The sequence below is a fragment of the Novosphingobium sp. B-7 genome, assembly GCF_000410615.1.
In the GTDB taxonomy this organism is placed as follows: Bacteria; Pseudomonadota; Alphaproteobacteria; order Sphingomonadales; family Sphingomonadaceae; genus Novosphingobium; species Novosphingobium capsulatum.
In genome coordinates this window covers 3,791-4,074 of record NZ_KE148448.1, presented here as the reverse complement: position 1 = coordinate 4,074, position 284 = coordinate 3,791, and the positions used below count along the sequence as shown (strand labels likewise).

Sequence of the window (284 nt, the reverse complement as noted above, 5' to 3'; positions counted from 1 at the left end):
AGCAATGGGCCGAGACGCCGTATTTCATCGCGGCGTCGCGGGCGCAGGCGCATCTCGTGTGCGGCGAAACGGCCGCGGCGCGGGCAGCACTTGCCGCAGCCTGTGCCGCCGATCCCGATGGCTGGGCCGATCGGGCCGCCACCTTGCGGCAGATGGCGCTGATCCTGGCGGCGTTGGGCGCAGACGCTGCCTGGCTTGATGCGTTCCGTCCGCCACGGTCGCTGAACTTTGCCGGGCACCTGGGCGTTTCGGCGTCGGCCGGGAACAGCCTGCGCGATGCCGTT

At 71.1% G+C, this 284-nt stretch carries 1 pseudogene; it reads left to right on the top strand.

The annotated features are described in order from the left end of the window. Positions 1-56: 56 nt before the first annotated feature. Positions 57-284 (top strand): annotated as a pseudogene (locus H926_RS33675) (DUF4071 domain-containing protein); the annotation flags it as partial.